The sequence below is a fragment of the Sphingobium sp. DN12 genome, assembly GCF_051058005.1.
GTDB classification, from domain to species: domain Bacteria; phylum Pseudomonadota; class Alphaproteobacteria; order Sphingomonadales; family Sphingomonadaceae; genus Sphingobium; species Sphingobium yanoikuyae.
In genome coordinates this window covers 1,740,001-1,759,539 of the sequence record NZ_CP173717.1, presented here as the reverse complement: position 1 = coordinate 1,759,539, position 19,539 = coordinate 1,740,001, and the positions used below count along the sequence as shown (strand labels likewise).

General features: G+C 60.5%; 18 protein-coding genes (1 of these 18 only partly in view). 7 read left to right on the top strand and 11 right to left on the bottom strand.

The window, feature by feature from the left end; translation table 11 throughout:
* The first annotated feature begins 74 nt into the window (after positions 1–74).
* A complete protein-coding gene (locus tag ACI6S0_RS08365) occupies positions 75–1,103 on the top strand; it encodes a glycosyltransferase family 2 protein (protein ID WP_004207152.1) in 1,029 nt (342 codons plus the stop codon).
* Here the strand turns inward: ACI6S0_RS08365 and ACI6S0_RS08360 are convergent.
* From ACI6S0_RS08360 to ACI6S0_RS08320, 9 genes are all read right to left on the bottom strand, one after another.
* Complete coding sequence (locus ACI6S0_RS08360) at positions 1,061–2,077, bottom strand: polysaccharide pyruvyl transferase family protein (RefSeq protein WP_434405493.1); 1,017 nt, start codon at positions 2,075–2,077, stop codon at positions 1,061–1,063. The two genes, ACI6S0_RS08365 and ACI6S0_RS08360, sit on opposite strands and share 43 nt — an antisense overlap.
* Positions 2,074–3,213 carry a glycosyltransferase family A protein gene (locus tag ACI6S0_RS08355; protein ID WP_434405492.1) on the bottom strand — a complete coding sequence of 380 codons (1,140 nt, stop codon included), beginning with the start codon at positions 3,211–3,213 and terminating at the stop codon, positions 2,074–2,076. Before ACI6S0_RS08355 ends, ACI6S0_RS08360 begins: the two co-directional genes overlap by 4 nt.
* Entirely contained in the window at positions 3,119–5,014 is a 1,896-nt protein-coding gene (locus tag ACI6S0_RS08350) for a WecB/TagA/CpsF family glycosyltransferase (RefSeq protein WP_434405491.1), read from the bottom strand. Before ACI6S0_RS08350 ends, ACI6S0_RS08355 begins: the two co-directional genes overlap by 95 nt.
* Before the next feature lie 35 nt (positions 5,015–5,049).
* Complete coding sequence (locus ACI6S0_RS08345) at positions 5,050–5,760, bottom strand: hypothetical protein (protein WP_434405490.1); 711 nt, start codon at positions 5,758–5,760, stop codon at positions 5,050–5,052.
* Entirely contained in the window at positions 5,757–7,118 is a 1,362-nt protein-coding gene (locus tag ACI6S0_RS08340) for a hypothetical protein (protein ID WP_004207147.1), read from the bottom strand. The genes ACI6S0_RS08345 and ACI6S0_RS08340 overlap by 4 nt, the downstream gene beginning before the upstream one ends.
* 18 nt (positions 7,119–7,136) lie before the next feature.
* Positions 7,137–8,282, bottom strand: coding sequence for an AAA family ATPase (locus ACI6S0_RS08335; RefSeq protein ID WP_434405489.1), 1,146 nt, complete (start codon positions 8,280–8,282; stop codon positions 7,137–7,139).
* Positions 8,283–8,474: 192 nt separating this feature from the next.
* A complete protein-coding gene (locus tag ACI6S0_RS08330) occupies positions 8,475–9,269 on the bottom strand; it encodes a polysaccharide biosynthesis/export family protein (RefSeq protein ID WP_257211622.1) in 795 nt (264 codons plus the stop codon).
* A gap of 11 nt (positions 9,270–9,280) precedes the next feature.
* A complete protein-coding gene (locus tag ACI6S0_RS08325) occupies positions 9,281–10,582 on the bottom strand; it encodes an outer membrane beta-barrel protein (RefSeq protein ID WP_434405488.1) in 1,302 nt (433 codons plus the stop codon).
* Positions 10,477–11,415 (bottom strand): glycoside hydrolase family 5 protein, encoded by a 939-nt coding sequence (locus ACI6S0_RS08320; RefSeq protein WP_270093285.1) that lies wholly within the window; start codon positions 11,413–11,415, stop codon positions 10,477–10,479. The genes ACI6S0_RS08325 and ACI6S0_RS08320 overlap by 106 nt, the downstream gene beginning before the upstream one ends.
* A 155-nt stretch (positions 11,416–11,570) precedes the next feature.
* Here ACI6S0_RS08320 and ACI6S0_RS08315 point away from each other — a divergent pair, with 155 nt between their 5' ends.
* Complete coding sequence (locus tag ACI6S0_RS08315; RefSeq protein WP_434405487.1) at positions 11,571–12,146, top strand: hypothetical protein; 576 nt, start codon at positions 11,571–11,573, stop codon at positions 12,144–12,146.
* A 26-nt stretch (positions 12,147–12,172) separates the two neighbouring features.
* Here the strand turns inward: ACI6S0_RS08315 and ACI6S0_RS08310 are convergent, their stop codons facing one another.
* Complete coding sequence (locus ACI6S0_RS08310) at positions 12,173–13,339, bottom strand: NAD-dependent epimerase/dehydratase family protein (protein WP_434405486.1); 1,167 nt, start codon at positions 13,337–13,339, stop codon at positions 12,173–12,175.
* A 270-nt stretch (positions 13,340–13,609) separates the two neighbouring features.
* Between ACI6S0_RS08310 and ACI6S0_RS08305 the strand changes: the two genes are divergently transcribed.
* The 4 genes from ACI6S0_RS08305 (at position 13,610) to ACI6S0_RS08290 (ending at position 18,485) form a co-directional block, all read left to right on the top strand.
* Entirely contained in the window at positions 13,610–14,176 is a 567-nt protein-coding gene (locus ACI6S0_RS08305) for an acyltransferase (protein WP_434405485.1), read from the top strand.
* 51 nt (positions 14,177–14,227) lie between these two features.
* Complete coding sequence (locus tag ACI6S0_RS08300; RefSeq protein WP_434405484.1) at positions 14,228–15,655, top strand: lipopolysaccharide biosynthesis protein; 1,428 nt, start codon at positions 14,228–14,230, stop codon at positions 15,653–15,655.
* A 291-nt stretch (positions 15,656–15,946) separates the two neighbouring features.
* On the top strand, positions 15,947–17,938 hold the full coding sequence (locus ACI6S0_RS08295) for a PAS domain S-box protein (protein WP_434405483.1): 1,992 nt from the start codon (positions 15,947–15,949) through the stop codon (positions 17,936–17,938).
* Positions 17,868–18,485, top strand: a complete 618-nt coding sequence (locus ACI6S0_RS08290) for a response regulator transcription factor (RefSeq protein ID WP_072894451.1) — start codon at positions 17,868–17,870, stop codon at positions 18,483–18,485. The genes ACI6S0_RS08295 and ACI6S0_RS08290 overlap by 71 nt, the downstream gene beginning before the upstream one ends.
* 3 nt (positions 18,486–18,488) lie before the next feature.
* On the opposite strand, the gene ACI6S0_RS08285 is transcribed toward ACI6S0_RS08290, so the two are convergent.
* Positions 18,489–18,710, bottom strand: coding sequence for a hypothetical protein (locus tag ACI6S0_RS08285; protein ID WP_434405482.1), 222 nt, complete (start codon positions 18,708–18,710; stop codon positions 18,489–18,491).
* A 299-nt stretch (positions 18,711–19,009) separates the two neighbouring features.
* Here ACI6S0_RS08285 and ACI6S0_RS08280 point away from each other — a divergent pair, with 299 nt between their 5' ends.
* Positions 19,010–19,539 carry the 5' portion of a sugar transferase gene (locus ACI6S0_RS08280; protein ID WP_434405481.1) on the top strand. Its footprint extends 856 nt past the window's final position, so the window shows 530 of its 1,386 coding nt (coding positions 1–530); it begins with the start codon at positions 19,010–19,012; its stop codon lies off the right edge, out of view.

Genomic DNA, 19,539 nt, shown 5'->3' with positions numbered 1-19,539 from the left:
TTCCTCAATTCGTTGCGGTTTCATCGATTGGTATATCGAAGCTTATTATCGCTTTCGAGTAAGGCATAACACCTATGCAAAATCCCGCGATTGCTCCTGTGCTCCCCCTTGTCAGTGTCGTGATTGCGGCGTTCAACGCCGAGGACAGCCTGGATCGCGCGGTGCAATCTGCGCTTGCGCAGAAACTTCCGGTGGAGGTGATCATCGTCGATGACGCGTCCGGCGACAAAACCGTGGCAATCGCCGAACGGTTGATGGAGCAGGACCCACGGGTGCGACTGGTGCTAAGCGAGGCCAATGGTGGGCCTTCGGTCGCGCGGAATCTGGGGATTGGGGCCGCGCGGGGCGAATGGATCGCGATACTGGACGCCGATGATGCCTTCGCACCGGGCAGGCTGGTTCATCTGACCGCGCTCGGCGATCGGCATGACGCCGATCTGGTCGCGGACAATCTGTTTTTCTATGATTGGCACGCCGGAGCAGTGGTTGGCACGGCATTGTCGCGGACAGCGGAGCCGATCCGGCATATCCGACCGGCCGAATTCGTCCGCAACGCGATCACAGGGCGCTCGCCGTTCGATTTCGGCCAGCTCAAGCCGATCTTTCGTCGCCGCTTCCTGACGACCCGTTGCCTGCGCTACCCGCCCCAGTTGCGGCACGGCGAAGATTTCGCCTTCATCATCGATTGCCTGCTGGCAGACGGTCGTTTCATTCTGAGTGCAGAGCCGCATTATCTGTTCACTCAGCGGCAGGGCTCCATTTCGGATCAGGGATCGGGGCAATCCCGGACATTACTGAACCTGGATGCAATGCGCGCCCATAGTCTTGCCATGCTGGATCTGCCCCGCGTTCGGGATGATCGTGTTCTGTCTCGGTTGTTGGCCCGTCGCGCCAGCGCCATTAGGCAGCAGCATAGCTGGAACCGCGTCTATCCGCATCTTCGCGCACGCAAGCCGATGGCATTGCTGGAGGCTATGATGACGGACTGGAGCAACTGGCCCATGCTGGGACGCCATCTGATCCGCCGCTGGCACCATCGCGCGCAGATGGCGCGGATAGTTCAGCCCGAACGCACCAGCTTGTCGAATTCGACGCTGAGCTGATCGACACGGTTGGCAAAGATCCGATCGTCGCTCAGAAATCCCGCCTCGCTCTTCAATTGTTCAAGTGCGGAGGCGATGCGGCCGTGTTGCCGCCGGTTCCACGTGGCGATACGCCGCGCGACCGCGGGTGGTTGTGGCAGACGCCGGGGCAGGGCGAGCAGATGATGTTTCAGTTTTGGCCGCATGGACATCCACCAGCCGCGCTGTTCACGACGGGTCATCTGCCTTTGGTGCGCAAGCGCGCCTTCTGCATCAGGATGCGCAAGTCGATAATGTTCACCGACCAAGCGCCGGACTCCGTCGCGATAGGCAGTGTCCAACGTTGCGGTAGGCAATATTCGCGGCTCATAGGGCAAGTTGAGGGAAAGCGACCAGTCGAGCCATTTGAAGCTGTTGATCCTTCCCGAGCTGGAGACCGGAACCCAGGGTACGCGCAGCGTATCGGCGATGATCGCTGCGTGCATCGAATCGGCGATCACCAGACGTGACCGGCGGATTTCGTCGATGACCTGATGCGCGCATTGCCGCGGGTCCACCAGCTTTACGCCGGCGGTAGCGCAGGCGGCGGCCCAGTCGCCCTCATCCATCGCCTCATAGTGGGGAATGAAGATGGGCCGGTCGCGCTCCGCTTCGGGTAGAGGCTTGAGCCGGTCCAGCGTGGAAAGCAGCAACGCGCCATCGGCAATCGCCCGATCTGGGCGGTTGACGACGCGCGCCGTGAGCGGGCCGCGTAATGCCACCACATCCCAGCGATCGGTCGAGAAATCCTCGGGCACCGGCCTATAGCCCAGGCCGCTCGAGAAAATTCTGATCCGGGATGCGGGCGGCATATGATTGCCGATGATCGTGCCGATGCCGCAGAACAGCGTATCGGCTTCGTCGGACCAACGGCCGGGAGCAAGCTCCTCCCACAGCCAGCCGTTGAGGTCGTCGCCAAAATTCCCTTCCTTGGCGCGATAATAGAAGAGTTTCATGTCATGGCCTCGTCCAGGCGGGGGCTGTGCCAGCGCATTTTTCGAATGATGATGTCGCGCCATAATGGCAGCAGCGAGACGTTCATGAGCCGATAGGCATCCAGGATGATGCGACGCTGCTCACCATTTTTCAGGCCCTGATAGACACAAGGGTGAAGCAGGATCGCCGCCATCTCTAGGCGCAAGATTTCGATGCGCTGATCGGTCAGGCGCGCGGCAGCAGCGCTGATGCCCGGCGTGATCTTCATCAATCGATTGGCGAGCACCATCGACATGAGGCGGCGCAGATTTTTGGCACCAAGCCGCTCATGCGCATCGCGATAGAGATTGATACCTTCTCCACGCTGGGCCTTGGCCAGCTTGGAGAAGCAGATCCCCTCAACGCTGTGCGCCAGCCGCACCCACATCAGCCAGTCCTCGCCGGCATAGCGAAGCCGTTCCTCGAACCGGAGATCGCGCACCGCCCTGCGGCGCAGGATCACGGCGGATGTCTGGCATAGATATTCCTGCACCATGAATTGCCCCGCGCGGTCGGGCTGCAGGCGATAGATTTGCCCGCCCAGAGGCAGGGGTTCGAACGCATCCTCATTGGCGCCCTGCGCAAAAAGTGTCAGCGAAGCAAACAGGCTGGACGGCGGCATGGCGCTATCGCAGAAATAGAAATCATTCCCAAGTTCGAGCGCGCCGACGCCCTGTTGCAGATGGTCTGGCGCCCAACTGTCATCGGAGTCCAGGAAGGCGACATAGTCGATGTCGGGTCCGATCTGATCGAGGCCGCGATTGCGCGCAGCAGCGGGGCCGGCGTTCGGTTGCTGCACGGTCCGGAGCTTCAGCCAGGGTGGCAATTCCATGTCTGCCAGTTCGTCTAGCGCAGGAATGGGCGAACTATCGTCGATTATCAGGAGTTCCACCTCGGTGGGCGCGGTGAACGTTTGTGCAACGATCGAGCGGATGGCCTGCTGCAGGATACCCCGCTCACGCTGGAAGTAAGGGATGATGACCGCGATCCGACGCAGCTCTCTTGGGTTCGGCGGCACGAGATCAGGCGGCATCGGCGTTGCGGACAGTGTGGGAGTGGGGCGATGGCGGCGGGATCGGCCCGTCCGAGTAGCCACCCCTGGCGTCACGGATGGCATTCATGAGGAAGGTGACATTGCCGCGCAAATAGCGGTCTGCCAGTCGGGTCGGTTCATTCATGAGCCGGAATATCCATTCCATGCGCATGCGGCGCAGCCAGCCAGGCGCGCGCGGGACATGGCCGGCGGTGAAATCGAGCAGGGCGCCCGCGCACAATATGGGGCGGCCGATATGGGATGCCCATTTGGCCGCCCACAATTCCTGGCGGGGGTTCCCCATGGCTGCGATTACCAGATCCGCGCCGCTTTCCCGAATATGGCGGCTCAGATGCTCCTCCTCTTGCGGGTCGAAGAAGCCATGGAGGGTGCCGACTATGCGAATATGGGGATGACGCTCTTCCAGAATGGCGGCTGCACGTTCCGCGATGCCGGGGGCTGCGCCTACCAGAAATAGCCGGAGGCGGTCCGGGTAGCTCTTCAGCAACTGGGGAATGAAGTCCGTGCCGTTCAGATTGTGCGGGAAGGAGTCCCCGTAGCGGAGGCGGCTTGCGATATCGACGCCGACGCCGTCATTAAGGACCAGCGCGTCGTTCAGTGCGGCAGCGACGCCCTCGACCCGCCGTGCCTGGTTGATCAGATGGGCATTGCCGAATGCGACCACGCGCGGCGACTGGTCCCTGATCAGATCGGAAACGGCTTTCAGCGCGTCGCTCTCCGAAAGAACGGCAAGGCGAAGCGGCCCGATCTGGCGGGTCTGACGTCCCAGAATATGTTCGTAGATGGCCGAGATCCTGGCGCTCACGCCCGGCCAACCATAAGCGAGCAGACCTGCGGCAGTGGTGGGGGAGGGCGAGCGTTGCTGCGCCTTGCGAATGTCCTGCAGGGTGCGCGCAGCGGACAGCGGATCGGCGAAATCGATCAGGCTGCCGGTATCGAGTTTGACGCAGGAGCGGCGATGCGCCGGAATGTCGCTGACGACTGGATAAAGCCCGGCGGACACCCCCTCGATCAGGGAAATACCGAAACCTTCATAGGCGCTGGGCGATGCGAAGATGGTACTACGGGCAATCAGCGCCTGCAGCGCCTCGTCGCTGGGGCTGTCATGAAATTCCACCAGATCGCCCAAACCGAGCTGTTCGACGATCTGTTGCAGATCGGCGAAGGTGACACCCATCGGCTTTCCCGCGATGATCAGCCGAGCCTTGCGGTCCAGCCGGTGCAGATGCGCAAACCAGCGGATCAACAGGTCGATCCGCTTGTTCGGCGCGATCCGGCCGAAATAGATGAAGCGATGCTCGGTGGAAGGCGATTGCGCAAGACCGGCGAACTTGACCGTGTCCACGCCATTTTCGACCAGCGTGAGTGCGCGACGATTGACCTTGGCGAACGTCTCATAGTCCGCTTCGCTGCAGGCAATGATCGCCCGATATCCAGCCAGCGAAAGGCGGGTCATGCTGTGAAAATAGAGTTGCTTCAATCGACGGGCATAGCCGGTATGAAAGAAGCCGCCATGCGTGGACAGGACCAGCGGTTTGCGATGCAGCAGCCGGGTCAGTGCCAGATAGTCGGCGAAGAAATCGACGGCGTGGACATGGACGATGTCGCAATCGTCCAGATGGTGCAGCACGGATGGTGCGAGCGGATAGCGACGTCCTCCCCGGTAGGGGATTCGGACAACCTCGACATCGTCGATGATTTCGGATCGTGGCAAGGGTGCGTCGTCGCCGTCGAAGATGCGGTCCAGGGTGATCATCCTGACCTGGTGCCCGGCGCGAGCCTGTTCGCGGCACAGATTTCGGGTGAAGCTTTCCAGCCCGCCGAGTCCGGGATGATATTGTCGGGAAATATGGGCGATTTTCATATCATACCCCCTTGGTGCCGACCGATCGCTGACGGCTAGATCAGCATGATGGTGCCGATCAGCACCGTGTTCAGCATGGTCATCTTGTTGATCACGGCCTTGAGTTCGCTGGTGGATGTCTGATCGCGCTGGACCGCAACGATCGCGCAATCGGCGCTGCCTGCCGCATGAGCGAGATCGTCGATATGGCTGGCGTCGACCAGGCACAGATCGAAATGGGCCGTCAGCGACGACAGGCGTTGCGACAGTGGCGCAAGCGGACTGCCGTCGATGGCGCAGCCATCCTGCTGGGGAGCGGCCATGACGAACAACGACCGGATGCTGCTCGGCTGGACCAGCTGAAATGGCTGATCCATGTCGTCCGGCGAGCCGGTTCGTGCATTCATGCCAAGCAGGCGATGTTGAACGAAGCCGGAATGCTCCATGTCGACGACCAAGGTGCGCAGACCGCTCAGGGCTGCCGAGACCGCGATATTCGCGGTCAATATTGCCGCCTGCTCGCTCGCCTCGATTGCGATGACCGCGATGGAGCCGGGCGCGCGACCGTCGGGATGGCGCATTGCAGACAGGGTCGACTGGATGTCCCGCGCTTGTTCCGCCAGCATTGCGCTGGGGGCGTGGATCACCGCGATTGCGGGATCGACATTGGCGTGGACCGCCACCGTCTCCTCGCCCGGATCGCCATCGTAAGTCGGGGGCAGGCCGGGATAGACATCCTCTACCGGTTCAGTCGAGCGAAGCCTCATGACCAATTGCCTCCTTCAATACGGAGTTGCTTGCCGTTGACGCGCAGGTCTGCCTGACCAAGCAACGGCACGCCGGTAAGATAGGTGACGGTGTTGCGACTGCGGACGCGCGGGCTGAGCCATTCGGCGAGAATGACCGAGCCAATCGCGAGCATGAGGGCCACCATCGTCATCATCAGGAACCGCACGCCAATATTGGGCGCGTTGGGGATCATCGGCGGTTCTGCAATGTCGAGCCGCACGATATTGAGCGACGGGGCCGTGCTGGTGGCATGCAACTGCGAGAATTGTTCGGTCTGCGCCTCATATTCCTTGCGCGCCGATTCCACATTGCTTTCCAGCACGGCGAGCTTTCCGCGATCGGCCGCGAGCGACAGCATGCGCCCGCGATGCTGGTCGAGCAGGGCCTGCATCGTGCCCTGATTGGCCGATGCCGCCGAACTGGCCGCCGCCAGCGTGCCCGACATCTTGCCGGTTTCCTGGGCCAGACTGTCCTGCATCTGGCGCAACTGCTGCTGGGCGGCGCGCATCGTCGCATGATTGGGGCCGAGTTCGGCAGCCATCTGGCTGATTTCCGCCGATTTGGCCGCGATCTGAGCCCTTAGCCCCTGGATCACCCCGCTCGATTGAATGTCAGGCATATTGGCGCCCCCCGCCGCGCGCGACCGGGCCTCCGCAGCAACGGCTTCGGCCGACGACAGTTTCGACGACAATTCGCTCAGGCGCGTGCTTTCCGCATCGATGGCGCCGGTGGCGACAATGCCATGAGCGCGCTGGAAATCGGCGAGCCGTGCTTGCGCCTCTTCCATGCGCTGTTCGGACGCGGCGATTTGTTTCTTGTACCAGGCAGCAAAGCGCTGGGCGAATTCGTTGCTGATGCCCAGGCGCGCATCATTGAAGGCCTGGGCGAAGCTGTTGGCCATCAACGCCGAACGTTGTGGATCCAGGCTGCGGTAGGAGACGTCGATCGTATTGCCGGTGGCGCTCGGCGAAACCTGCAAACCGGACTGGACACTGCGGCTGATCCAGCCTTCGAAACTCTGGTTGCCGTTCGTCTGCTCCTGCCAGCGGGCGCGCATGGCCGGATTCCTGAACAGGCCAAGCCGCTCGGCCACCTTGCGGGCGATCACCTCGCTCTGCAGGATTCTGGACTCCGTCGCGAGCATGGATTCGCCGGTCGCCTCGTTCGATTTGCCGCCGGTCGGGTCCGGTGCCCGGTTGTCGAACAGCAAAGTGGCGGTCGCGCGATATTCGCGCGGCGTGATCGCAATCCAAAGGACCGTCAGCGCCATGACGCAGCAGAAGATGGCGGCTGCCATTCTCCAGCGCTGCAGGATGGCTCGCGTTATGTCGAACATGTACATCCTATCGGTCCCTTACGATGCAGCGCTTTGGCGCTGCCCTTCTACAAGGCTGACGACACGCCGGGTCAGGTGGTCGCCGTGGCGGCTGGCAGACAACATGCCGAGCAGGAACTGGGGGGCGAGGCTGTCCCGGAACATGAGGGCAGTGCTGCCCGGCCGGGCGTGCATGGCGCGGCGCAGGATATCCAGGACCGGAGCGTAGCGGTCGATATGCGGCGCCTGCTGTTCCGGCGCGAGGCCGGGAGGAACGATCGCGGCGCGGACGACCTGTTCAATCATTGGCCAATGGCCGGCGCCCAGATCGATGGCTTCATGGAACAGCGCAGCATCTGTCGGATTGGTGATCGTCCAGTCGTCGACCGCGCGCATCATTCCCGCGAGCGTTGCCGGCATTTCGACGATCGTCTTGCGCTGCCTGAGGGTTTCCAGGCAGGCCAGCGCGCAGAACAGGCGGACATGATAGGGGGAGCCGCATGCGACATGGGCAATTGTCTCGCGCGCGGCATCGCTGAAGTTGAGGCCGGCCTGGGCGGCGCCGCGGTCGATTAGGTCGAACACGGCGGCCGTATCGATCCGCACGATGGGAACGGCGGTCATGTGCCGCCGCAGGGATTCATGGCCTTCGATGAGCTGGCTCAATCCGGACGCGATGCCGACCGCCAGAATATGAACCGGCAGGGCCGCGTCGGAGAGCAGCTTCATGGTGCGCGACAATTCGCCAAGAACAGCCGGATCGGTGATGCGGTCGAACTCGTCGAGGATGAAGATGAATTTTCGCTGCCCATGTTCGGCGAGTGCTTCCACGACATCGCGCGGTCCAACGACGATAGGTGCATCTGTCGCAGGTGAGCGCGGCAGGTTTCCGCGGGCGGCATCGAGGAACGGTGAGATCAGGCTGGTGAAATCCTGCCCGGGCTCGCAGGCCATGTAGAAGACCAGATAGCCGCGATTGTCGGCAACATTGGCGAAGACGCGCGCCAGCGAGGTCTTGCCTGTCCCACGGCCGCCAAAGATCATCGCATGATTGCCGCGGTCCAGCACCCCCTCCACCAGCAGATCCATCTCCTGCTGCCGGCCATGAAGATGGCGGGCGGCTGTGACTGGCTGGGTCGCGTTGAACCCCTTGCGTATCGCTGATCGGACAGCGTCAGCGGACATGGCTGCATTGGTAGACGGCGTGACGGATGCAGCGCCGGCCGATTGCGCATTTTCAGGCACGCTGCCCGTTGCTCGGGAACGCCGGCCAGGCACTTCTCGGCGCCGCTCGGGCTCGGGCGTTCGTTGGAGCCAGCGGGCAATTCTGGTGAAGATGTTCACGCAATGCCTCCTGTCAGGATACTGGATCGCATCTCAGAAGGTCCGCTCGTTGACGGTGTAGACGTCACCAGGCTTGACCAGCATATCGAGGCTGGCCTTCTTGATGATCTCCGTGCCGCGGTGCAGCGTGATCTTCTTTTCCGATCCGCCCAAAGTCGGCCCGCCGGCCTGGGCCAGCATCTGGCGCAGGGTCATGCCGGTTTCGAAGGCGACGCGGCCGGGCTTGTTCACCTGGCCGTAGATGAATACCTCCTCGGCCTTCGGCACGAAGATGGAATCGCCTGCGCGCAGGAACTGACCGGTCCCGCTTTGCGGGTCGAGATCGCTGAGGGCAATCCGCCGATCCGCTTCTCCCGTTCGTTGCAGGATCGCATAGTCCGCCGCGTCCGCGCGGGCGCCGCCGGTGCGCGCCAGCATCATCGCGATCGTCTGAGGTCGATCCAGGGGGTAGAGCCCAGGGTTCTGGAGGTTGCCGAACATCGTAACCGATCGACTGACGAAGCTCACGACTTCGACATTGACGATCGGATCGACGAAATATCCGCCCGTCTGCAATTGCCGGCGGATATTGTTTGCAAGGGCGTTGGTCGTGGATCCCTCCGCGACCACTTCGCCGATGCTCGGCAGGGTGATGCGCCCATCTTCCTTGATCCGCGTTTTGACTTCGATCGGATAGGCGCCGAATATCGAGACGCGTATCTCGTCATTGGCACCCAGGACATAGGCAGCGACAGCTTCCTTGTTGTCGACGCCGGCCAATACGGGATTGGCGAGCGTGGCCAGAAGAAGGGAACTGCACAGGTTTCGCATCGCACGGGGTAAGAACATGGCCATGCTCCTCACAATGTAAGGCCAAGGGACAGCATCATCGATGTCGATTTATATCGGTAGCGCTCGACTGCGCTTTCTCGCCATTCGTGGCGAACGTCGACGCCGGCCGTCAGGCGGCTGCGCAGTGCAAATCGATATCCGGCGTTGAGTGCGGTCGTTTCGTCGGTACCGCGCATCATGTCGGTGTCGATCAACAGCTCGCCCTTGAACTGGCGCCTGGCATAGCTCGCGCCAGCCTGGATCGAAGATCGTGAACTGAGGGTCGCATTGCCGCGCAGCGAAAAATTGGTCAGGACGATATAGGTCGCACCGGTGTTGCTCTGGTTGCTGGTGCTGCGGCTGCCGTCGAATGTCAGGGAGGTGCGCGGCGATGGCCGGTAGACGGCACCTGCGTGATAGCCCAGGCCCGAATAGTCATCGACCCGTTCATCACGCGCCTTGGTATGAATATAGCCAATTCCGGCACTCCAACTGAGACGCGGCGCGACAGCGCGTTTGAACTCGATCCCAACCCGATAATTGTCGGCACCGCGGCTCATGCGCAGTTCGGACGTCTCGTCTGACCAGTGGGGGCGGCGGAAAGCTTCGACGTTGAACATCAGTCGAATGTCGCCAAGGCTTGCCTTGCTATAGGCGATACCAATGCCCGCGCTGCGGGTGCGGATGTCGAACGGCCGGCGTGAATCGACGCTATTGTTCGTTTGCAGATATCCGAGTTTGATGACGGGATAGTAACCATAGGGCTTGTCGCACTCGGCCGTGACCGCATAGTCCTGGGTGCGTTCACTGTTGCCGACGATCATGCCTTGGTCGGCGAGATCGGCCTGTGCGAAATTCAGGCGGGCGCTTGGACGCAGATAGCAGAGCGCGCTGACCTTTACATCGCCCTTGGCGGTGAGCGTAACGCGCTCCCGATCGAGATTGCTGTAGCGCTGATGGAAGTCATAGCCCAACGAACCCACGACCGTGACCTGATGGACACCCAGATTTTTCCTGAAGGTGACATCGAGCGCCGGGGTGATGCGAAGATCGTCCTTGTCGCCGGAGACGACTTCATCGCTCTGCCGCAGGACGTTGTCGTCGTAGAGCATGCGCACCGTGGGTGCCACGGTCAGGCCGTCAGGCGGCACTTCGACCTGCGCAAAGGCTGGGCAGCCCAAGACGATCGAGCAGGCAAGGGGAAGGCGCGCATAATGCAGGCGGGTCATCTTGCGGCTCCCGTCTGGCTGTATTTTGCAACAATGGCTGCCTGTGGCCGGGCTTTGCCTTGTACGGGTTGCAGGCTCATGGGATAGTTTGCGCCCCACCATGGGCCGCCGGCCCAATAGGCCCAACCCATCCAGACATCGGCATTGGCATCGAGATGCTTGAGCAGGGCGTCCAGGCTGTCGAGGCAGGCGGCATTTGCTGGGGCGCCGAACTCGCCAAGGAAGCCCTTGTGGCGGTTGTCCCGAAGCCATTTTGTCGCCGCTTCCATGCGGCGTTGGATGACCGGCGGTGCTTCGCATTGCGCCTTCATCCCGGAACTGTCCGAGTCCAGATATTGGTGCATCTCGATCGCATAATTGCCGGCTGGATCGCGGAAGTTCTGGAAGGCGGCAGCGTTGGAGGCGCGGCCGCCAGCGATCCAGCTATGCGCGCCGGTCCAGTTGGAGCCCGGCACGAACAGCATGTTGCGCGCACCCGCCTTTCGGATGGCGACGACGCTTTCGTCCACCATCGATCGCCAGCGTGCTGGAGCCATGCCGTTCGGTTCATTCATCAGACCGAAGGCCACCTGCCGGTTCCCGCGATAATGCTCGGCCAGCCGGCGCCACAGATCGGCAAGTTTCGCGCTGCCATCTGGCGATTGATCCAGTCGCTGCCCCCCGTTTGCGCCATAATTATGGATGTCGAGGATGATGATCCGGAACGGGGCGAGGATCGCCACGACCTTGTCAAGGCGGGCCTGCTCGGCGGTCGAAAGGGGCTGGAGCGGGACGGGTTGGATCCGCTCCCACAATATCGGAACCCGGACGATCTTCATGCCCATCGCGACGAAGGGCGCCGCGGTGCGGGTATCGGGGTAGATATAATCCTTCCCGAAAATACCCGGCTTCCTGCCCGAGTTGAACTCTCCGCCCGCGAGGTTGATTCCCGACAACGGTGGCTCCGCGCAGGCCATCCAAGGGCATGCCGTCAAGAGCAGGGCAGCACATCGGATCGCAAGGACCGTCCGTCTCGGGCGCTGAGGGGCGCTCATGGTCAGCGCTGCCCGCCTGTGCTAGCAGGGCGCCGCAAAGGAATAGATTGTAGGACATGGCACCGATCGGGAACAGGCAGGCGAGCGTGGATGTCGCTATCGCGCCCGCGTCGCGACATGCAGCGCGGGCCGTCGCCGGACGTGAACGACATGCCGCGTTGCTGACTCATTTCGGCAGCGTCGGATTGTTGTTGATGCGGGGCATCGTGACCGACGTTGGGCAGTCGGGCGATGCGGAAACGCGCATGATCCATTATCGCCGGCAGGTTGATGGAAAATATTGCGTCGAACTGCCCGCGGGCATCGATGTCGATATCGGAGATATGATCATGATCCGTGCGCTGACGCTGCCCGACGGGGCGGTGCGGCCGATCATGGCGCGGGCGAAGAGCCAACGGGAATGGATAATGCTCGATGATGTCAACGTGATCGTCGACGATTATACTCGTGCCACACGCCGGTTCGTTCGTTGGGGCACAGGGGCCGGATCGGCTCTGGCAATGCTGGCGGTTTGCGGCATCGCGGCTCCTCTCGCGCTGACCACAGCGGTATTTTCCTTTGCCGGTGCCTGGAGCTTGCATCGCCGAGATCGCCAAGATCGGACTAGGATCGGCCGCTGGCTCGCCCGTTAGGGCGGCAAGAATTCCAATGGACATGGTCATGCGAGCATCCCCTGCTGTCGATACCAGGTGATGGTGCGACGAAAGCCTTCCTCCAGATTGATCAGCGGCTGATAGCCCAGAACGGTCTGCGCGCGTGCGATGCTGAACGCGCGGTTGTGCCTGAAGATGGTCAGCCGGCGACGAGGTAGAGGGGGTTGCAATCCCAGCGGCGCATAAAGTGCTTCGCACAGGCGTGCGGCCATTAGCGCGAGGCTGTAGGGGATGGTCGCCTTGGGCGGTGGCACATCCAAGGCGGTCGCGACGGCCCTCACATAGTCGCGCAGCGGCAGGAAGACGCGATCGCCCAGGATGAAGGTGCCCGATGGCGCATCGGGATGAACCATCGTCAATATGTAGCCGGCGACCAGGTCATCAATGTAGACAGGATGGAAATTGGGTGTTTGCCGACCCGCAAACAGAAAACGGCGGCGCTGGACCAAGCGGAACAGCTTTAGCATCCGGGTGTCGCCTGGCCCATAGGTGGAGCAGGGGCGAACGATGACGACGCTCATGCCCGGCCGGCCCATTTCGTCACGGCAGAGATCTTCGGCTCGCAACTTGCTTTCCTGATAGGGATCGCGGGGGTCGAATGGCGCATTTTCGTCTGCGGGGGCGTCGGCCACATTCCCGTGGACGCCAATCGACGAGCAATAGATGAAGCGCTCGACTCCGGCCCGTCGGCTCGCTTCGAGCAGGGCCCGAGTAGCATCCCGATTGACCTGCATGAACGCCTTGCGCGGTCCTTCGGTACGGAACATCGCGGCAATGTGGAAACAATAGCGTGCGTCCCGAAGCAGTGCGTCGAAACGATCAGTGTCTGTCAGCGAGCCTTCGATCCACTCTATGCCGCTCTCGCGCTCCGCTTCGGTAAGGGGCCTGCGGCACATCGAGCGGACGCGGTAGCCCATTTGCAGGAGTTGACGTGCGAGCGCCCCGCCAACGAAGCCAGTCGCGCCGGTCACTGCTATGATGGGCTGATAACCGATTTCGTTCATGTAAATAGCTTCCGGTCGACGGCGAAAGGCGATGCATTCATCATCGCTATTTTGCGTCCAGGCGCGTTGATCGGCGAAAGCAATTGCGTCTCCATTGAAGAAACGATCATTTGATATCCCGATCTCAATAATATTGCGTGGATCCTGATTGCGGAAATTCTTACGCAACTGCGGTATTAGTCAACATCAGGGGTAACACCTATCAATTAGGTGCAAATACATAATGGAACATGATTTTGTTATGTGTGAACTTGTTGTCGTTAGGTTGGGCGGCGCGAGCACTCGGTGCATGCGCCATTTTGTCCGAGGCGGACGTGCTTTCATGAGTGGATCTGCATGGTGCCTTCGGTTTTTGGCGCCGGCTCGCTCTCGGAGTCATGGCGCTATTCAGGCTTTCGTGCTCATGCTTGCCGTGTGAGTGCCAGTCGGAGAACGGGTTTGGCATTGCAATTTCTGTCTGCACAACTGGATCATCTTTACGCCCGGCTGACGGTGATGCGACTCCGCGCGCAAGGCTGCCAATTGGGGCGTGGCCTGCGCGTGCGAGGTGGCGTGCCTTATCTCCGGAACCCCGGATCCTTGGTTATTGGCAACAATGTCCGTCTGCGGAATGAACCGACCCGGATTCGCCTGGCTACGGTTCCGCAGGGGGCCATCATTCTTGGCGACGAGGTTTCGTTGAACACGGGAGTTCATATCTTCAGCGCTGCGCGGATCGATGTCGGCGGCGGGTCACGTATCGGTGACAATGTCGCGATGTTCGACACGAGTTTCCACCCCGTCCATGAAGGGCGTTCCGTATGGCCCCGTCCGATCACCATTGGTCGCAACGTCTGGATTGGCCGCAACGCCATCATCTTGCCCGGCGTGTCGATCGGCGATCACTCAGTGGTGGCAGCCGGATCAGTGGTCTTTGATGATATTCCCGCCCGACAAGTGTGGCGGGGCAACCCCGCGGCATTCGTGAAGCATGTCCGGGCGACCGACGATTTTCGACGTAGCTAGGGGGAGGGCGATATGTCAGGTCCGGGGTTGGGGCGCGCAGTCCGTTCAGGCATGGCCTGGTCCATCCTGGAAAGTTGGGGTGTGCAACTGTTGCAGTTCCTGACCTTCCTCGTGATTGCGCGCTATGTCGATGCGACGATGCTGGGTATTGTCGCCATGGCCCTGCTTGTGGGGCAATGGTTCCAGATGATTATATTGTCGGGGATCAGTGCATCGCTTGTCAGCAAGGGCACTGCCGATGCCGACTTGGATGACACGGCCTTCTGGATTTCTGCTGCGGCCGGCGCACTGCTGCTGATCGCGACCTTCCTGCTAGCCGACTGGGTCGAGCGAACCGCGGCCCATCAGGGCTTGGGCATGGTTTTGCGCTGGCTGAGTGTCGCGAACTTCCTTGGCGCGCTGAACGTCGTGCCACAGGCTTGGCTGACGCGAGCCTTGCTGATGCGGCCATTGGCCACGCGCTCGACAATCTCGACCCTGGTCGGTGGCATTGTCGGAATAGCGCTGGCGGTGGCCGATTATGGCGTGATGGCGCTGGTGGCACAAAATCTGGCCGTAGCCGTCATCGGAACGATAATCCTGTGGGCCGCCTGCCCGATGCGGCCCCGACTGCGTTTTTCACGGGAAAAGGCAAGGGACGTGCTTTTCTATGGCCGTCATGTCGGCGTGACGGGCGCTGCGAATTTCTTCAACGCCAATGCTGACATCATGGTCATCGGCCTGGCGCTCGGCGGCGCTGCGACAGGCGTATATACCGTCGGTAAGCGGGCTTTGCTGGCCGCCAATCTGATGCTGGCGCGCGCGCTGTCCCGTGTGGCACTTCCGGTCTTCTCGCAACTCAAGGGGGATCCGCCCCGCCTTGCAAAGGCCTTCCTCAAAATAGTGTCGGCGACCTCGTCTATAACGACCCCGGCCTTTGTCGGCCTGGCGATCGTATCGGACGAGTTTATTTTCCTGTTGTTCGGTCCGCGTTGGGCGGCGGCAGCGGATGTGATGCGCTACCTCAGCCTGTTCGGGGCGCTCCAGTCGATCGGCATTTACAATCAGTCGCTGATGCTCGCCATGGGGAAGCCGCAATGGCAGACTTGGCTGGCGGGCATTTATGCGCTGGTCAATATTGTCACCTTCTTCTTTGCCGTCGAATATGGGATGGCAGCGGTCGCTGCCGCGTTCACGGCGCGGGCCTATATCCTCTATCCCTTGTCCGTCTGGCCAGTTGTGGTTCTGCTGCCGCTCGGATGGCGGGATTATTGGAAAGCGCTGCGGCCTAGTGTCGTCGCATCGGTGGTCATGGCTATTTTTCTATGGGGCCTCCGGTTCGCATTGGCCGGCCAAGCGCCGATTCCGATGCTGTTGTCGACGGTCATCGCTGGGGCAGCGGTCTATATGATCGTCCTCGGACTGGTCGGGCGGACCATTGTCGTCGACATGTTCCATTTCGCACGGGCAGGGGGCAAACGCGTGTCCTCCACCAGCTAAATTTCCGAAGTGGACATTTTGGGAAATCCTCCGGCAATGACATTTTGCAGCTGCGGAACGAAATTTCTCAAAATGTGTAAAACTACCTACTATACTTCCCCTAATACCGATGTTAAAAATTGCGCATTGCAGCAGAGAATTATGTAATCCTCTAACTGGATCAATAATCGGTCAGGGGTAAGCATGGGGCAGACGTCCGATTGAAGACGTGAGCCGGTTTCTGCCATCCCTTTCAGGGTGACGGTCGCAGCATATGAAATAATTCTGGGCGTTAAGCGCGGGGTTTGAGTTATGTTCGCAGCCGTCAGACGATTTAACATCATGCCGATCTCCAAGGCGGGCCAAGTCCGCGCCAGCTTTTCGCTGGTCAGGCTGCGATGCCTCAGACGCCACGTCTCGTGGAGCGGGGGCAGTCGCTATCTGATCGGGTTGGCCATGGTCGCGATCGCGCTCGCCGCTTTTCAGGCCGATGAATATCCGTCCTTCTCCAGCGAATTTTATGTGATATTCACATTCGTTGCATTGTTCACAACGATGCTGTGCGGCGCCGGCCCGGGCTTTCTGGCTGGTATCGCCGCCTTGGCGGTCACTTATCTGCTTGAAGGCTTTCATGGCGGCCTGCTTGCGGCGGGTGCCTTCCTTATGGCCCTGGTTGCCGCCAACGTCGTGGCGCTTCGCGCGACATTCTGGCGCGCTAGGGCGGAATATCAGGCTGCCCATGTCGGCCGGCTGATGACGCAGATGAAGCTGCTGACCGACGGTGCGGCGCATTATGCCCTCTACATGACCGATGTTTCGGGGTTCATCCTGCATTGGAATCGAGGCGCCGAGCGCTTTACCGGCTGGTTGACCGGCGAGGTGATGCATCGCCATGTCGCGCTGCTCTACCCAGGGCGCGCGGAGATCAAGGCGCGCATGGCGCAGGCCTTCGCCTTCGCCCGCCAGCATGGCAGCTGGGAATTCGATCATGAATGCTGCCGCAGCGATGGCACGATCTATCTGCAAAATTGCGTTGTCACGGCATTGTACGACAATGACGGAGCGTTGCAGGGTTTTGCCAACCTGATCCGCGACGTCACGCTGGAGCGCGCGCATGAGCTTGCGCTGCAGGAGCGGGAGCATGAGTTGCGGCTGATATTGGAGACCGCGCCGGACGCCGTCTTCGTATTCGATGCCGACGGCTGCATCGAATATATCAACGAAGCGGCCTCCCGCATGTTCGGCTATGATCTGGTGGATCTCAAAGGCCAGAATTTCGAGAGCCTGCTGCTGGTCTGTCCTTCTGAAGACGAAGTGCCTGATGAATATCCATTCCGGATCGTCGATGTTTCGGAAAAGATCGAGCGGCAGTTGATCGGCCGGCATCATAATGGCTCGAATTTTCCAACCGAGATGACCTTCGTGCGGATGGAGGCGAACGGCGGCACAAGGTTTACCGCTTTCGTCCGCGATCTTTCTGAGCAGGAGGCGACGAAGGCTCGGCTGGAAACCCTGCAGGCGGAAATGCTGGATGGCACCCGCTATAGCGCAATGGGTGCGATGGCGTCGATGCTGTCGCATGAGTTGACCCAGCCATTGACAGCGCTTGCAGCCTATATGGAGGGGGGCAGCATTCTGCTCAACAATCTCAACGGCGGGAGCCGGGCGAAGCTGGATGAGATTTTCCATCTCGCGTCGAGCGAAGCGGTGCGGGCGGGAGCGATCATGCGCCATTTGCGCGACTTCACCAGTAGTGGTGAAGCGCAACTGGAGGTGCAGGATATCGGCGAAATGGTGCGCAGCAGCATTGCGCTGGTCCGTCCTGCGGCTGCCCGTGCGCAAGTCCGCGTCGTGCTTCGGGTTGCGCCAGACGCAGGGCCGGTATTCGCCGATCCGGTCCAGATCCAGCAGGTGATCGGCAATCTTTGTCGCAATGCCATTGATGCGATGCGCAACATGGATGAGCGGATCCTGACGATCCACGCATCCCGCGTCGATGAGCTTACCACCCAAGTCATGATTACTGACACTGGCTCGGGCATCGCCGCGGAAATCCGCGAGCGGCTGTTCGACGCCTTTGTCACGACCAAGGAAGAGGGAACTGGGGTCGGATTGTCCATTTGTCGAACAATTGTGGAGGCCCATGGCGGGCGGATCTGGGTTGAGCCCGCGCCTGCCGGCAGCTGCTTTTGTTTCACATTGAAGCGTAAGAAGGGGATTCTTTGTGGAGGAAATGAAGACGATTCACATCGTGGACGACGAATATTCCGTCAGAGCGGCAACGGCATTCTTGTTGGAGCTTGAAGGATATTCGGTCCGCACGTGGCAGAGGGGCGCTCATTTTCTTGCCGCCGCGCCGACCGAGCCGCCGGGCTGTGTCATCCTGGACCTGCGCATGCCCGACATGGATGGACTGGAGGTGCAGCGCCGGCTCAATGAAGCGGATCTCAATTTTCCGGTCATCATGCTGACGGGGCATGGCGACATTGCCGTGACGGTCGCGGCAATGAAGATGGGGGCCGTGGATTTCCTGGTGAAGCCGTTCGAGCGACAGAGCCTGTTGCAGGCGGTCGAGAACGCCTGGTCGGTGCTTTATGATAATGGTGCGCGCCGGCAAAGGGTCGCGCAGGCGCAATCGCTGGTGGAAAAGTTGACGCCGCGCGAGCGCGATGTGCTGGCAGGCCTGACGATGGGGCTACCGAACAAGCACATCGCCCTTCAATTGGGCATCAGCCCGCGCACGATCGAAATTCATCGCGCAAACCTGATGGCAAAGCTCAAGACACGCAATCTTTCGGATGCCCTGAGAGTTGCATTTGCGGCGGGAATAGGCCGGAGGCTGGACGGATGAGCGTCAATATTTCTGCCGCCGTGGTGCTTTTTGTCGCCATAAAGAGGGGATTGTCGCGATGAGCGCCAATAGTGCGATCGGGAGCCAGAAAATTGCGAAAAGGCGATCTGGCCATGCTGGCTTGATTTCGACGAGCGATGCATTTTGACGTTGCCAGAGGTGATAAAGGCCGATCGCCCAAACGATCAATATGATTGCCGCACCGGCGCAGAGCGCAATGCTCATATTTCCCTGAACCTCCCATTTTTTGATGAAGGGGCGATGATCTGGTTTGTCGGATTTAACAAAATCGGCATGTGAATAATATAGGTGAAATTACTCTGTTAACAAAATTGCCAATTCATCTGTATTAATTTTAATATTTGATTGGTTAATATTCATTAGGTGTTGTCACGGATTGATGTTTTTGAGGTGTCCGTGCTCTTGTTGGCTGAATTAATTTCGCTCCTCTGCGTGTTACGCGATTGGGAGCGGCCGGCCATTGCTGTGCCATTGGTCGACAATCAACGAGAAAAGGACAGGCCATGGCAAATCCGGATTTGGCGGCGCGTTTCCACAGCGCGAGCGGAACGGGGACGTTAATCGCCAGGCGCAATGCGCGCCTGTGGCTGTGCCTGCTCTTGCTATCAGCTGATTGCTTGGCGCTGCTGATTGGCTTTGGTGTAGGCGCGCGTCTCTCGCCGGCATCCTCGTCGGACATGATCGGATCATTATCCGCAGGCATTCTCGTCTTTGCGATCATCGCCTTTCACAGCCAAGCTTACAGCATGTCCTGTCTGACCAGCGCGACGATCAGCTGTCGCGCCGCGACATTGGCATTTGGCGCTACCATGCTGCTGTTCTTCCTTGTAATTTTTGCATCGAAGGCGGTGGGAACCTTCCCGCGCTCAGGCATATTGTTCGGCGTCTTTGGCAGTCTGGGGCTGCTGGTCGTGCAGCGCTCACTGATGGCCTATGCGGTCCGGCGTTGCTTCGGAAATCAGTTGTTCGCGGAAATATTGATCCTTGATGGTATCGCGCGCCCCAATGATTGCGGTGCGGCGGCCGTGATCGA

What these genes read in the sequence shown, in the direction of transcription:
- ACI6S0_RS08365 (WP_004207152.1), top strand. Translation starts at nt 75, where the DNA reads ATGCAAAATCCCGCGATTGCTCCTGTGCTCCCCCTTGTCAGTGTCGTG.
- ACI6S0_RS08360 (WP_434405493.1), bottom strand. Translation starts at nt 2,077, where the DNA reads ATGAAACTCTTCTATTATCGCGCCAAGGAAGGGAATTTTGGCGACGAC.
- ACI6S0_RS08355 (WP_434405492.1), bottom strand. Translation starts at nt 3,213, where the DNA reads ATGCCATCCGTGACGCCAGGGGTGGCTACTCGGACGGGCCGATCCCGC.
- ACI6S0_RS08350 (WP_434405491.1), bottom strand. Translation starts at nt 5,014, where the DNA reads ATGAAAATCGCCCATATTTCCCGACAATATCATCCCGGACTCGGCGGG.
- ACI6S0_RS08345 (WP_434405490.1), bottom strand. Translation starts at nt 5,760, where the DNA reads ATGAGGCTTCGCTCGACTGAACCGGTAGAGGATGTCTATCCCGGCCTG.
- ACI6S0_RS08340 (WP_004207147.1), bottom strand. Translation starts at nt 7,118, where the DNA reads ATGTTCGACATAACGCGAGCCATCCTGCAGCGCTGGAGAATGGCAGCC.
- ACI6S0_RS08335 (WP_434405489.1), bottom strand. Translation starts at nt 8,282, where the DNA reads ATGTCCGCTGACGCTGTCCGATCAGCGATACGCAAGGGGTTCAACGCG.
- ACI6S0_RS08330 (WP_257211622.1), bottom strand. Translation starts at nt 9,269, where the DNA reads ATGTTCTTACCCCGTGCGATGCGAAACCTGTGCAGTTCCCTTCTTCTG.
- ACI6S0_RS08325 (WP_434405488.1), bottom strand. Translation starts at nt 10,582, where the DNA reads ATGGTGGGGCGCAAACTATCCCATGAGCCTGCAACCCGTACAAGGCAA.
- ACI6S0_RS08315 (WP_434405487.1), top strand. Translation starts at nt 11,571, where the DNA reads ATGGCACCGATCGGGAACAGGCAGGCGAGCGTGGATGTCGCTATCGCG.
- ACI6S0_RS08300 (WP_434405484.1), top strand. Translation starts at nt 14,228, where the DNA reads ATGGCCTGGTCCATCCTGGAAAGTTGGGGTGTGCAACTGTTGCAGTTC.
- ACI6S0_RS08295 (WP_434405483.1), top strand. Translation starts at nt 15,947, where the DNA reads ATGTTCGCAGCCGTCAGACGATTTAACATCATGCCGATCTCCAAGGCG.
- ACI6S0_RS08290 (WP_072894451.1), top strand. Translation starts at nt 17,868, where the DNA reads ATGAAGACGATTCACATCGTGGACGACGAATATTCCGTCAGAGCGGCA.
- ACI6S0_RS08285 (WP_434405482.1), bottom strand. Translation starts at nt 18,710, where the DNA reads ATGAGCATTGCGCTCTGCGCCGGTGCGGCAATCATATTGATCGTTTGG.